A 13,094-nucleotide genomic window follows, 5' to 3' on the forward strand; every position below is an offset into this window, starting at 1 on the left:
AGCTGGCCGGCACCATTACCAATAAAGTACCATAAATTCGTTAGGAAGTGGGGGAATTATGAATAACCGAAAAGGAATCAAACTTGCTTATATATTTGCCATACTAAATGCGGTGATCATTGGATTTTCTTTCTTGTTTGCCAAAATAGCTCTTGATCATGCTAACCCGCTCGATACGCTTACCTTTCGTTTTACCGTTTCGTTCGCAGTCTTCTCCATCCCGGTTGCACTTGGCTTGGTTAAGCTGAATTACCGTGGAAAACCGATAATCAAAGCGCTGCTGCTGGCCACGACATATCCGCTAGGCTTCTTTACGCTTCAAGCTTATGGGCTGCTGCATACCTCTTCGGCTGAGGGAGGCATCCTGTACGCATTCACGCCGATCGTAACGATGGTGTTTGCTTCCTTGTTTCTGAAGGAAACCACAAACGTCTTGCAGAAACTATCGATTTTCCTCTCTGTATCCGGCGTTTTGTTTATTTTCATCATGAAGGGGAGCACGCTAGATTTGTCAAACATGACAGGGATCATTCTGTTGGTTCTTACTTGTGTGGCTTTTGCTGGATACAGTGTTCTGGCTCGTTCGCTTTCGAAGCAGTTTAGCCCAGCGGAGATCAGTTATTTTATGCTCGGAATAGGATTTGCTACCTTTCTTGTTGTTTCGCTTTCGAGTCATGCTAGTGCGGGGACACTTGAGATCTTTCTTTCACCGCTGTCTAACCCTTCATTTATTGTGGCGATACTCTTCCTAGGCTTGTTCTCCTCACTGGTGACGGCTTTGACAGGTAACTATGTCTTGTCCAAGATAGAAGCTTCCAAAATGAGCGTATTCACTAATTTATCAACCATCGTCTCCATAGCGGCTGGGGCCCTTTTTCTTGGGGAAAAAGTGACAATGTATTACTTGATCGGCTCTGTGATGATTCTAACAGGGGTGATCGGGACGCAATATTTGGGCCGATATAAAGTGACTTTGCCAAAGGTTAAAGCTGATCGTGTAAGAGGGTGAGAAGTGAATGGATATGGGAGATCGCAGTTATGTTATTAATGCCCGCGCTGAAGTAGAATCATTCGAGTTCTAGGAATTCATTTCATTCCTAACTATGATGAGATTCTGGAGAAGCTTCTATATAAGCTAGATAGTTGCTTCCCACTAAGACGCTACTCGGCGTCTTTTTTTGTTTTATCTAAAAAGTAACGGGGATTGGTTTTTTATAACTAGATCGTTACATACAATCAATTAGGTAAAGTATTAGTGGGAAGGGGTATGAGATGATGGAACAAACATTGTTTGAGCATCGATTTTGGCTGCAAATTTTAGGGGATCACGCGAGGTTTATATATAATGCCCTTGCTCCTGGGGAGATCAAAGATATTGCTATCGCCCATTCCTTCATAAACCAATATGATCAGCTCCTTGGTCAAGCGCGAATGAAGGAAGCTGCCAATTTGGCTCAATTAAACAAACAAGCTTACGATTTAACGGCAAATTTACGCGAGTATAAATTGAATCTTTTAGATCGTCTTTTACTCGGGCAAATAAAGCTTGGATTAACACCGACCTTTCTCAATCATATGTTGAATGAGCTTGAAGAGTACTTCAAAATACTTATTGTGCTCCTGGAGGGTAAGCCGGTCCCGAAGTATGCTCCTTTGCATCATGATTTGCTTTGGCTAAGTGACGCTGCTGGTCATGCGTCAGCTATTGCAATGGACTTGGATGCGGTAGAGAAGAGATTAATCAAGAAAAGCGAGCAATTTGAGAAGAATTTCAATGAGTTTTATTTAAAAGCGATTGAACTTGCAGGTTATTTACGTACGTTGCGAGCTAGTTACCCTTCAATTAACAAATTCCATTCCGATATTAATATGGAAATGTCTATATTCATGGCTTTCTTGAAAGAAGTCGAGGAGCTTGGGCTAAGTGCAGAGCTGTTATCGCGTATTAACCCTCTCGTGCCTGATCATATGTATCGCGAAGAATGCTACTATTTATTGAAGTTGTCTCAAAGCGGCGTTGTTCCCCCGCAGAATTGCGATCCCACAAAACCTAGGGTAATGTAGTTCCTAAAAAGAATCTCCATTAAGAAGACGATAAGAAGTTGATAAAAAAGGGCTGTTCCTAATTGGAATCTGCCTTTTTCTTTTATATTTAAAAAACATTATAATTGGAAAAATAAAACATTGCTATGTGTTTGTAATCCATGTTATATTATCACTCCGGCCGCAAGACAGGCTGGTGAAAGTAACTAGAAAAAAACTAGTTGCAAAATAAAAATCAGTATGGTATATTACTTCTCGCTGCTTCGGTAACACGGCAGTGAGCGAAAGAAATTGATCTTTGAAAACTGAACAACGAGTGAGTAAGCACGAACGAGAAATCGTTCAAAAAAAGAGATTGCAAAATCTCGCTAGCAAGTCAATGAGCATTTCAGCTTTCATATAGTTTTACTATTATGGAGAGTTTGATCCTGGCTCAGGACGAACGCTGGCGGCGTGCCTAATACATGCAAGTCGAGCGGACTTATCCTTCGGGATAAGTTAGCGGCGGACGGGTGAGTAACACGTAGGTAACCTGCCTATAAGATCGGGATAACTATCGGAAACGATAGCTAAGACCGGATAACTGGTTTTCTCGCATGAGAGAATCATGAAACACGGAGCAATCTGTGGCTTATAGATGGGCCTGCGGCGCATTAGCTAGTTGGTAGGGTAACGGCCTACCAAGGCGACGATGCGTAGCCGACCTGAGAGGGTGAACGGCCACACTGGGACTGAGACACGGCCCAGACTCCTACGGGAGGCAGCAGTAGGGAATCTTCCGCAATGGACGCAAGTCTGACGGAGCAACGCCGCGTGAGTGATGAAGGTTTTCGGATCGTAAAGCTCTGTTGCCCTAGACGAACAGCAAGAGGAGTAACTGCCTTTTGTGTGACGGTATAGGAGAAGAAAGCCCCGGCTAACTACGTGCCAGCAGCCGCGGTAATACGTAGGGGGCAAGCGTTGTCCGGAATTATTGGGCGTAAAGCGCGCGCAGGCGGTCAATTAAGTTGGGTGTTTAAGCCCGGGGCTCAACCCCGGTTCGCATCCAAAACTGGTTGACTTGAGTGTAGGAGAGGAAAGTGGAATTCCACGTGTAGCGGTGAAATGCGTAGAGATGTGGAGGAACACCAGTGGCGAAGGCGACTTTCTGGCCTATAACTGACGCTGAGGCGCGAAAGCGTGGGGAGCAAACAGGATTAGATACCCTGGTAGTCCACGCCGTAAACGATGCATACTAGGTGTTGGGGATTCGATTCCTCGGTGCCGAAGTTAACACAGTAAGTATGCCGCCTGGGGAGTACGCTCGCAAGAGTGAAACTCAAAGGAATTGACGGGGACCCGCACAAGCAGTGGAGTATGTGGTTTAATTCGAAGCAACGCGAAGAACCTTACCAGGTCTTGACATCCCGATGTAACGCCTAGAGATAGGCGCCCTCTTCGGAGCATTGGAGACAGGTGGTGCATGGTTGTCGTCAGCTCGTGTCGTGAGATGTTGGGTTAAGTCCCGCAACGAGCGCAACCCTTGATCTTAGTTGCCAGCACTTTGGGTGGGCACTCTAAGATGACTGCCGGTGACAAACCGGAGGAAGGTGGGGATGACGTCAAATCATCATGCCCCTTATGACCTGGGCTACACACGTACTACAATGGTCGGTACAACGGGAAGCGAAGCCGCGAGGTGGAGCCAATCCTTATAAGCCGATCTCAGTTCGGATTGCAGGCTGCAACTCGCCTGCATGAAGTCGGAATTGCTAGTAATCGCGGATCAGCATGCCGCGGTGAATACGTTCCCGGGTCTTGTACACACCGCCCGTCACACCACGAGAGTTTACAACACCCGAAGTCGGTGGGGTAACCCGCAAGGGAGCCAGCCGCCGAAGGTGGGGTAGATGATTGGGGTGAAGTCGTAACAAGGTAGCCGTATCGGAAGGTGCGGCTGGATCACCTCCTTTCTATGGAGACTCGGTCTTGATAAGACCAGTCAAGTGATATATAGGGATCTTTGATCGTAGATCAAAGTCTCTCATTGTTCACACAAATCGCTTATTCACTCGTGTTCAGTTTTGAAAGAGCAATCTTTCAAAAGCATTACAGTTGTTCCTTGAAAACTAGATAACGAAACAAAACGTAAAGTAAGAACTTAGGTTGCTTGATTCTAACGAATCTTGCAAAAATCTTTAAAGTTTTTTCAGCTTAGGAGAGACTTTAGCTAACGCTAAAGGTCCCTATAAATGGTTAAGCTAGAAAGAGCACACGGAGGATGCCTAGGCACTAGGAGCCGAAGAAGGACGTGGCGAACGACGAAATGCCTCGGGGAGCCGTAAGCAGGCTTTGATCCGGGGATGTCCGAATGGGGGAACCCAGCTGTGGTAATGCGCAGTTACCATGCAGTGAATACATAGCTGCATTGGAGGCATACCCAGGGAACTGAAACATCTAAGTACCTGGAGGAAAAGAAAACAAAAGTGATTCCGTCAGTAGCGGCGAGCGAAAGCGGAATAGCCCAAACCAAGGAGCTTGCTCCTTGGGGTTGTAGGACCTCGTTGTGGGGTTAGTTCGGTAGGCGAAGAGATCTGGAAAGGTCCGGCATAGAAGGTAAAAGCCCTGTAGCCAAAATCGAACGAAACCCCTAGAGGTATCCTGAGTACGGCGGGTCACGTGAAACCCCGTCGGAATCCGGCAGGACCATCTGCCAAGGCTAAATACTCCCTAGTGACCGATAGTGAAGCAGTACCGTGAGGGAAAGGTGAAAAGCACCGCGGAAGCGGAGTGAAAAAGAACCTGAAACCGTGTGCTTACAAGAAGTCAGAGCCCTCTATATGGGTGATGGCGTGCCTTTTGTAGAATGAACCGGCGAGTTACGTTCCCGTGCGAGGTTAAGTTGAAAAGACGGAGCCGCAGCGAAAGCGAGTCTGAATAGGGCGCTTTAGTACGTGGACGTAGACCCGAAACCGTGTGATCTACCCCTGTCCAGGGTGAAGGTGAGGTAACACTCACTGGAGGCCCGAACCCACGCATGTTGAAAAATGCGGGGATGAGGTGGGGGTAGCGGAGAAATTCCAATCGAACTCGGAGATAGCTGGTTCTCCCCGAAATAGCTTTAGGGCTAGCCTCGGATGTTGAGTTGTGGAGGTAAAGCACTGATTGGGTGCGGGGCCCGCCAAGGGTTACCAAGTCCAGTCAAACTCTGAATGCCACAAACTTAAATCCGGGAGTCAGACAGTGAGTGCTAAGATCCATTGTCAAAAGGGAAACAGCCCAGACCATCAGCTAAGGTCCCCAAGTGTGTGTTAAGTGGGAAAGGATGTGGAGTTGCACAGACAACCAGGATGTTGGCTTAGAAGCAGCCACCATTGAAAGAGTGCGTAATAGCTCACTGGTCGAGTGACTCTGCGCCGAAAATGTAACGGGGCTAAACACGCCACCGAAGCTATGGCTTGCACAATGTGCATGGGTAGGGGAGCGTTGTATGTACGTAGAATTCTGACCGTAAGGACAGGTGGAGCGCATACAAGTGAGAATGCCGGTATAAGTAACGAAAAGATCAGTGAGAATCTGATCCGCCGAAAACCTAAGGGTTCCTGAGGAAGGCTCGTCCGCTCAGGGTAAGTCGGGACCTAAGGCGAGGCCGAAAGGCGTAGTCGATGGACAACAGGTGGAAATTCCTGTACCACCGTAGCCGTTATGAGCAATGGAGTGACGCAGAAGGATAGTGACGCGAGCTGATGGATGCTCGTCCAAGCAGTGAGGCTGATGTGTAGGCAAATCCGCACATCGTAAGGCTGGGCTGTGATGGGGAGGGAAATTTAAGTACCGAAGGTCATGAGTTCACACTGCCAAGAAAAGCTTCTAGCCAGGCGAAGGTGCCCGTACCGCAAACCGACACAGGTGGGTGAGAAGAGAATTCTAAGGCGCGCGGAAGAACTCTCGTTAAGGAACTCGGCAAAATGACCCCGTAACTTCGGGAGAAGGGGTGCCTCGGTAGGGTGAATAGCCCGAGGGGGCCGCAGTGAAAAGGCCCAAGCGACTGTTTAGCAAAAACACAGGTCTGTGCGAAGCCGCAAGGCGAAGTATACGGGCTGACGCCTGCCCGGTGCTGGAAGGTTAAGAGGAGTGGTTAGGGACCTCGGTTCCGAAGCTATGAATTGAAGCCCCAGTAAACGGCGGCCGTAACTATAACGGTCCTAAGGTAGCGAAATTCCTTGTCAGGTAAATTCTGACCCGCACGAATGGCGTAACGACTTGGGCGCTGTCTCAACGAGAGATCCGGTGAAATTTTAATACCTGTGAAGATGCAGGTTACCCGCGACAAGACGGAAAGACCCCATGGAGCTTTACTGCAGCTTGATATTGGACTTTGGTACGATCTGTACAGGATAGGTGGGAGCCTTTGAAGCCTGAGCGCCAGCTTGGGTGGAGGCATCGTTGGGATACCACCCTGATCGTATCGGAGTTCTAACCTGGTACCGTGATCCGGTATGGGGACAGTGTCAGGTGGGCAGTTTGACTGGGGCGGTCGCCTCCTAAAATGTAACGGAGGCGTTTAAAGGTTCCCTCAGAATGGTTGGAAATCATTCGCAGAGTGCAAAGGCATAAGGGAGCTTGACTGCGAGACCTACAAGTCGAGCAGGGACGAAAGTCGGACTTAGTGATCCGGTGGTACCGAATGGAAGGGCCATCGCTCAACGGATAAAAGCTACCCTGGGGATAACAGGCTTATCTCCCCCAAGAGTCCACATCGACGGGGAGGTTTGGCACCTCGATGTCGGCTCATCGCATCCTGGGGCTGAAGTAGGTCCCAAGGGTTGGGCTGTTCGCCCATTAAAGCGGTACGCGAGCTGGGTTCAGAACGTCGTGAGACAGTTCGGTCCCTATCTGTCGCGGGCGTAGGAAATTTGAGAGGAGCTGTCCTTAGTACGAGAGGACCGGGATGGACGTACCGCTGGTGTACCAGTTGTCTCGCCAGAGGCATCGCTGGGTAGCTATGTACGGAGGGGATAAGCGCTGAAAGCATCTAAGCGCGAAGCCCCCCTCAAGATGAGATTTCCCAGTATGTAAGACCCCTTGTAGACGACGAGGTTGATAGGTTCGAGGTGGAAGTGCAGCAATGCATGCAGCTGACGAATACTAATCGGTCGAGGGCTTAACCAATAAACCTAAAATTCTAACTTTACGCAAGTTTCGTATCTAGTTTTCAAGGCGCAAACACGCTTTGACTGTTTGGTGATGATGGCGGAGGGGACCCACGCGTTCCCATCTCGAACACGACCGTTAAGCCCTCCAGCGTCGATGGTACTTGAACCGCAGGGTTCTGGGAGAGTAGAACGTTGCCAAGCAGTACCCACTAGTTGGGTATTTTTTTTGCCGCCTCTTTTGCGTGGAAGTAAGGCCCGTTGGTCAAGTGGTTAAGACACCTCCCTTTCACGGAGGTAACAGGGGTTCGAGTCCCCTACGGGTCATTAATAATCCCCACAAGGGCATATTTCTCATGAACGCTTAGCTCAGCTGGGAGAGCACTACCTTGACAGGGTAGGGGTCGGCGGTTCGATCCCGTCAGCGTTCACCATATCATGTACATTCTGGAGCTGTGGTGTAGTGGCCTAACATGCCTGCCTGTCACGCAGGAGACCGCGGGTTCGAATCCCGTCAGCTCCGCCATTTACACCAAAAAGTGATCATCAAGCATGGCTCGGTAGCTCAGTCGGTAGAGCAGAGGACTGAAAATCCTCGTGTCGGCGGTTCGATTCCGTCCCGAGCCACCACTTTACCCCAAAAAGTGAAGTATAGTAGGTTTCCGATTACTTTTCGGGGACCCCATAACTAAATAAGCCGTTGTAGCTCAACTGGTAGAGCAACTGACTTGTAATCAGTAGGTTGGGGGTTCAAGTCCTCTCGACGGCACCACAGTACCCAAAAAAGCGAAGCGTTGTAATAACGCCGAGTACTTTTCGGACTCAGCAAGACTTATTCATATGGCGGTCGTGGCGAAGGGGTTAACGCACTGGTTTGTGGATCCAGCATTCGCGGGTTCAAGTCCCGTCGTCCGCCCATTTTTTCAAAACTCATGTCTTACATGAGTCATTAGCTCAGTTGGTAGAGCACCTGACTTTTAATCAGGGTGTCGTAGGTTCGAATCCTACATGACTCACTTGCCTTATTTACAGCATGCGCGTATGGCGGAATTGGCAGACGCACTAGACTTAGGATCTAGCGGGCGACCGTGGGGGTTCAAGTCCCTCTACGCGCATTCCAAAGTGACGAACTGGATTGTAGTATAGTTACTTCCAGTTCGGAGCTTTCAATTAAGCCGGAGTGGCGGAATCGGCAGACGCACAGGACTTAAAATCCTGCGGTAGGTGACTACCGTACCGGTTCAAGTCCGGTCTTCGGCATTATCATCTTAACTGCAGGCGCGCCTTAACACATCAAGGTGCGCCGTATAAGCCGGCGTGGCGGAATGGCAGACGCGCTCGACTCAAAATCGAGTTCTAACGAGTGGAGGTTCGAGTCCTCTCGCCGGTATCGCATTATAAAGTAAAGTGGTTGAACAGGAAGCTTTCCTGATCATCCACTTTTTTTGTCGTTTAATCACTAAATAGGATTTCGACAAGGGCAGTCCCTTTGATCACGAGGAGCCTTAGGTGACTGTCTATTTTTGCAGGTGCGTCACTTGGTGGTACTGCATTCTGAAAAGTTTTGGCTTAGTGCCCGTATAGCCGAACGTTTTTTTCATACATAAGGCAATATAATTGATGTGGAAATGGAGTGCTTCTGCTAACTCATAATGAGATCAATCAGATGGTAGCCAAAGAATTTCTAAGTGAGAAGGGGATGTGTTTGTCGATATGGCGGAGAATGGTGCGGTAGATATAAACATGGTCGGATATAAGCGGTATGACGCCATTTTAATGGACTTGCAAATGCCTGTGATGGACGGATATGAGGCTACGCATCAAATCATAAAGATAGGCTACAAAGTTCCACCCATTATCGCTATGACGGCTGATGCGGTGAAGGGCGTTAAGGAGCAAGTGCTTGAAGCAGGAAGTAAGGCTTATATAACAAAGCCCTTTGAACCCATTGAGCTGTTCAGTGTGGGGAAATAAAACGGAATTATATCATCGAATTTTACGGCTATTTGTGCAAAATCATGCAGAAACAGCTGTAGAAATTCGAGAGCCGCTTCAAGCAGACGACATCAAGAAAGCTATATTGCTGGTTCATACGCTGAAAGGGATTGCTTCTAATATTGGGGCGATAGATCTTTCCAGCTCGGCCTATGTCTTGCAGGTTGCAATGGATGAAACAATTCTTGATTCACAAAGTAACTATGAACAGCTGGAATCTAAGCTGACAGAAGTTAATCGCAAATTAGAAGGGGTTTTAGCAGCGATAGATAACTATATGAGGTAGCATAAAAGAGGCAGCGAGTGGGGTTACATTCGTTTGCCTTTTTTCATGTTTCTCGGTTCTAATTTTAAAATAAAATTTCATATTTTAAATTTATATTGAAATATTATTTTGTTATTCCTATAATAATAGGTATTCAGTTAGCTTTGTAAACACTTACATTAATAAATTTGATAGCTTTACGAGGGGAGTTAGTAAACGATATGAATATGAGCGGGAGCCAGATAGACCTTAATGCATTGACACTTCGGCAAAAAATCGGTCAGATGATCCTCTGTGGTTTTGAAGGCACGGGTATGACGGAAGACTTGGAGAGCTTTATTGAACAAAACCATATAGGCGGGGTCATTTACTTCGCTCGTAATGTAAAGGATACCCAGCAAGTTGCTCAGTTATCCGAGCAGCTCCAGCAAGTTGCAAAGAGATCTCAGAATCTACCGTTATGGATATCGATCGATCAAGAGGGCGGCATGGTGGCTCGCTTGACTGAGGGCGTGGCGCTAATGCCAGGGCAGATGGCAATAGCTGCGGGAGCTCTTGAAGCAACTGACGGTTCAAAATCTGCTTATGAGTCGTCCTTCATTTCAGGGCAGGAACTTCGAACGCTGGGCGTTAATATGAACTTCGCACCTGTTCTGGATGTGAATAATAATCCGGATAATCCCGTTATCGGCGTTCGATCATTCGGGGAGTCTCCGGAACTTGTCGCTAAATTTGGTCGTCAGTCGATGCAAGGTTATCAGGATGCTGGGGTCGTTGCAACAGCCAAGCATTTCCCGGGTCATGGTGATACGAACGTGGATTCACATCTGGATTTACCAACGGTCGAGCATTCGGAAGCGCGTATTCGTGCGGTTGAAATAGTGCCTTTCGTTGAATCGATTAAGAACGGCGTGGATGCTATTATGTCAGCGCACATTTATTTCCCCGCTTTGGAATCGGCTAAGCTGCCTGTTACTCTTTCGAAGTCGGTACTTACTGGATTGCTCCGTGAAGAGCTCGGCTTTGAGGGAGTTATCATGACCGATTGCATGGAAATGAACGCGATCTCCGAGCATTACGGCACAGCGCCGGCGGCTGTCATGGCGGTCGAAGCGGGGGCTGATCTCGTGCTGATCAGCCACAGCCGCGACCGCCAGCTCGCGGCCATCACCGCGCTGGAGCGCGCGGTGCAAGAAGGGCGGATTACCGAAGCGCGTATTGACGCTTCGGTCGCCCGTTTACTCGCGCTCAAGGAGCGGCGCGGCTTGTTTGAAGCGCGGCCGAGTGCGGCGGCCGCGGATGAGGTTGGGACCGCGGCGCACCGCGCGGTCGCCCAGCGCCTCAGCGAGGCGAGCATCACGCTCGTCAAAGACGAGCAGAAGCTGCTCCCGCTGAAGCGGGTGAAGACGCTCGCGATCACCGTGGCCGCAGCTGTTTCGTCGGGTGTCGACGAAACATATGCGGGCCCCGCGAGCTTGGGGGCTGCGCTGGCCGAGCACGGCCTGGTCGTGCTCGATCGCGTGCTGCCGCTGCCGGAGGTGGCAGCGAGCAGCGATGGGCTGCTCGCCGAGGCGCAGCAGGCGGAGCAGATCGTCATCGGGACGTACAACGCCCGATTCCATCCGGCGCAGGTCGAGCTGGTGCGTGCCCTGCAGGCGCTCGGCAAGCCGCTTGTCGTCGTCGCTCTGCGAGTGCCTTACGATTTGCTGGAGCTGCCGGAAATTTCAACCTTCGTCGCGGCATATGAGAGCCGGCCGCTAGCAATGCAAAGTGCGGCCAAGTGTCTACTAGGTCATCTTACTCCGCAAGGCCGGCTGCCGGTTTCGCTTGGTCTAGACTATCCTGCAGGATGGGAAATGGGAAGGTGGTTTGTGATGCTTCGTTCCTTATTGAATCAAACGTCTCTGACGGTTGCTGGAATCATGTCAGGTACTTCCCTCGACGGCATTGACGTCGCGCTTGTTCGAATTGATGGCTGCGGCGTTGACGCGAAGGTCGAGGTGCTCCACTTTGAGAGCTTTGCCTATGAAGATGAATTACGGGAAAAGCTCAAAGAATTATGTTCCATCGAACATTCCAATGTGTCTTTGCTATGCGGGATGAACTTCGCGATAGCGGAACACTTTGCCGATGCAATGTTACGTGCGGCGGCAGCGGCTAATATCCCCATGGAACAAATTGATCTCATCAGCTCTCATGGTCAGACGGTTTGGCACATTCCTGTAGCGGATGAATCAAATCCATTTCTGCCGAAATCAACCCTGCAAATCGGTGATTTATCCGTCCTTGCTAAGCGGACTGGTAGACCTGTTGTTGGCGATTTCCGTACAGCGGATATGGCGGTTGGCGGTCAAGGTGCACCGCTTGCGCCTTACGGGGACTTTATTATGTTCCGGCACGAGGAAAAGGGGCGTATTCTCCAAAATATCGGCGGGATTGGCAATTGCACAGCCATTCCAGCTTCCGCATCGACCGATGCTCATCGTCTTATCGCCTTTGATACGGGGCCAGGCAATATGATCATGGACCAAGTTGTTTTTGAGCTTTCACAAGGCCGGTTGACTTATGATGCGAATGGCGCGTGGGCCTCTATTGGCTTTGTAGATGAAGAACTGCTTAATAGCATGTTGGCACATTCTTACTTCAAACTCCCTCCACCCAAAACTACGGGGCGTGAGCTCTTTGGTAAAGCATATGCCTCTTCTTATTTATCGACTGCCCTTGAGCGAGGATTACCTCCAGAAGATATTGTGGCGACTGCGACTTCATTTACTGCGCATTCCATCGCCCGTGCTTATAACGACTTCGTTTTCCCAGAGTATACCATTGCGGAAGTGATTGTAAGCGGTGGCGGTGCGCACAATCAAACGCTGCTCGGAATGCTCCGAAAGCTGCTTCCGGAGCAATCCATTCTTACATCGGATGAACTTGGCTTATCGGGTGATGCCAAAGAAGCTGTCCTCTTTGCCTTGCTTGGCAACGATTGGATTCACGGCGTGCCTAATAATCTGCCGTCTGCTACCGGAGCTGAGCGGCCTACGATCATGGGCAAGTTAGCCTTGCCTTAGATGTGCAATTTCCGATGGTACTTTTGGGAGGGCGTGAAGAGATGAATAGAAGCGAGATCACGAGGGCTCAAGAGCGCACAGCAGAAGTGCTGAAGCTCAGCGGTATTGTGCTGACAGACAACGAAATTAGGAACATTGAAGTGGCTGGTTTTGGGCTGGATCAACTGGAAGTTCAAGGGCTTGAATTAATTACCTATGTGAACACGGATCGTTATTGTGCCAAAGAATTAGTTCTGTTCCCAGGTCAAACATGCCCGGAGCATTTACATCCGCCAATCGTCGGCGATCCTGGTAAAATGGAGACTTTTCGCTGCCGTTCAGGAAGCGTCTTACTTTATGTAGAGGGAGAAGCGGCTTCTAACCTCAAAGCAATAATTCCTGCTGGGAGTGAGGCTTATTATACCGTTTTTCACGAGATTGAATTACATCCTGGTGAACAATATACGATCGAACCTGGCATTAAACACTGGTTTCAAGCAGGGGATCAAGGCGCAGTTGTTTCTGAATTTTCCAGCACTAGCCGGGATGAGTATGACATCTTTACCGACCCCCGAATCGAGCGGATACCCGTTATTGAAGAAGAGTAAGCAG

Annotated in this window: 6 protein-coding genes, 10 tRNA genes and 3 rRNA genes; all 19 read left to right on the forward strand. The window is 49.2% G+C overall.

The features are described 5' to 3' along the window. Positions 1 to 58 precede the first annotated feature (58 nt). The 19 genes from QFZ78_RS28845 to QFZ78_RS28935 all read left to right on the forward strand — a co-directional run bounded on the left by QFZ78_RS28845 (position 59) and on the right by QFZ78_RS28935 (position 13,090). Positions 59 to 1,009 (forward strand): DMT family transporter, encoded by a 951-nt coding sequence (locus tag QFZ78_RS28845; protein ID WP_307552657.1) that lies wholly within the window; start codon positions 59 to 61, stop codon positions 1,007 to 1,009. A gap of 266 nt (positions 1,010 to 1,275) precedes the next feature. Beyond that, the gene (locus tag QFZ78_RS28850; RefSeq protein ID WP_307555942.1) at positions 1,276 to 2,064 is read left to right on the forward strand and encodes a DUF2935 domain-containing protein; all 789 of its coding nucleotides are present in this window, start codon (positions 1,276 to 1,278) and stop codon (positions 2,062 to 2,064) included. A 389-nt stretch (positions 2,065 to 2,453) separates the two neighbouring features. Further along, positions 2,454 to 3,995 (forward strand): 16S ribosomal RNA (locus QFZ78_RS28855). A 281-nt stretch (positions 3,996 to 4,276) separates the two neighbouring features. Next, positions 4,277 to 7,194, forward strand: a 23S ribosomal RNA gene (locus tag QFZ78_RS28860). 68 nt (positions 7,195 to 7,262) lie between these two features. Next, positions 7,263 to 7,379: ribosomal RNA gene (rrf, locus tag QFZ78_RS28865) — 5S ribosomal RNA — on the forward strand. The 16S, 23S and 5S rRNA genes sit together here with 10 tRNA genes alongside, the layout of an rRNA operon. Positions 7,380 to 7,430: 51 nt before the next feature. Then, a tRNA-Glu gene (locus tag QFZ78_RS28870) sits at positions 7,431 to 7,502 on the forward strand. A gap of 31 nt (positions 7,503 to 7,533) precedes the next feature. Beyond that, positions 7,534 to 7,609: transfer RNA gene (locus tag QFZ78_RS28875), tRNA-Val, on the forward strand. 15 nt (positions 7,610 to 7,624) lie between these two features. Then, positions 7,625 to 7,701: transfer RNA gene (locus tag QFZ78_RS28880), tRNA-Asp, on the forward strand. A gap of 28 nt (positions 7,702 to 7,729) precedes the next feature. After that, a tRNA-Phe gene (locus tag QFZ78_RS28885) sits at positions 7,730 to 7,805 on the forward strand. Between the two features lie 66 nt (positions 7,806 to 7,871). Continuing rightward, positions 7,872 to 7,947: transfer RNA gene (locus QFZ78_RS28890), tRNA-Thr, on the forward strand. 71 nt (positions 7,948 to 8,018) lie between these two features. Beyond that, positions 8,019 to 8,091 (forward strand) — tRNA-His (locus QFZ78_RS28895). A gap of 27 nt (positions 8,092 to 8,118) precedes the next feature. Next, positions 8,119 to 8,191 (forward strand) — tRNA-Lys (locus tag QFZ78_RS28900). Between the two features lie 19 nt (positions 8,192 to 8,210). Further along, positions 8,211 to 8,290 (forward strand) — tRNA-Leu (locus QFZ78_RS28905). 59 nt (positions 8,291 to 8,349) lie between these two features. Next, positions 8,350 to 8,435 (forward strand) — tRNA-Leu (locus QFZ78_RS28910). Between the two features lie 51 nt (positions 8,436 to 8,486). Next, positions 8,487 to 8,565: transfer RNA gene (locus QFZ78_RS28915), tRNA-Leu, on the forward strand. A gap of 323 nt (positions 8,566 to 8,888) precedes the next feature. Continuing rightward, positions 8,889 to 9,149, forward strand: a complete 261-nt coding sequence (locus QFZ78_RS28920; RefSeq protein ID WP_307552658.1) for a response regulator — start codon at positions 8,889 to 8,891, stop codon at positions 9,147 to 9,149. Further along, a complete protein-coding gene (locus QFZ78_RS28925; protein ID WP_307552660.1) occupies positions 9,136 to 9,456 on the forward strand; it encodes an Hpt domain-containing protein in 321 nt (106 codons plus the stop codon). Before QFZ78_RS28920 ends, QFZ78_RS28925 begins: the two co-directional genes overlap by 14 nt. Before the next feature lie 206 nt (positions 9,457 to 9,662). Continuing rightward, positions 9,663 to 12,503, forward strand: a complete 2,841-nt coding sequence (locus tag QFZ78_RS28930; protein WP_307552662.1) for an anhydro-N-acetylmuramic acid kinase — start codon at positions 9,663 to 9,665, stop codon at positions 12,501 to 12,503. Positions 12,504 to 12,544: 41 nt separating this feature from the next. Then, a complete protein-coding gene (locus QFZ78_RS28935; RefSeq protein WP_307552664.1) occupies positions 12,545 to 13,090 on the forward strand; it encodes a D-lyxose/D-mannose family sugar isomerase in 546 nt (181 codons plus the stop codon). Positions 13,091 to 13,094 lie beyond the last annotated feature (4 nt).

The organism is Paenibacillus sp. V4I5 (assembly GCF_030817255.1).
Taxonomy (GTDB): Bacteria; Bacillota; Bacilli; order Paenibacillales; family NBRC-103111; genus Paenibacillus_E.

Excerpts from the sequence above, each read along its gene's own strand:
- QFZ78_RS28845 (WP_307552657.1), top strand. The coding sequence starts at position 59 with ATGAATAACCGAAAAGGAATCAAACTTGCTTATATATTTGCCATACTA.
- QFZ78_RS28850 (WP_307555942.1), top strand. The coding sequence starts at position 1,276 with ATGGAACAAACATTGTTTGAGCATCGATTTTGGCTGCAAATTTTAGGG.
- QFZ78_RS28920 (WP_307552658.1), top strand. The coding sequence starts at position 8,889 with ATGGCGGAGAATGGTGCGGTAGATATAAACATGGTCGGATATAAGCGG.
- QFZ78_RS28930 (WP_307552662.1), top strand. The coding sequence starts at position 9,663 with ATGAGCGGGAGCCAGATAGACCTTAATGCATTGACACTTCGGCAAAAA.
- QFZ78_RS28935 (WP_307552664.1), top strand. The coding sequence starts at position 12,545 with ATGAATAGAAGCGAGATCACGAGGGCTCAAGAGCGCACAGCAGAAGTG.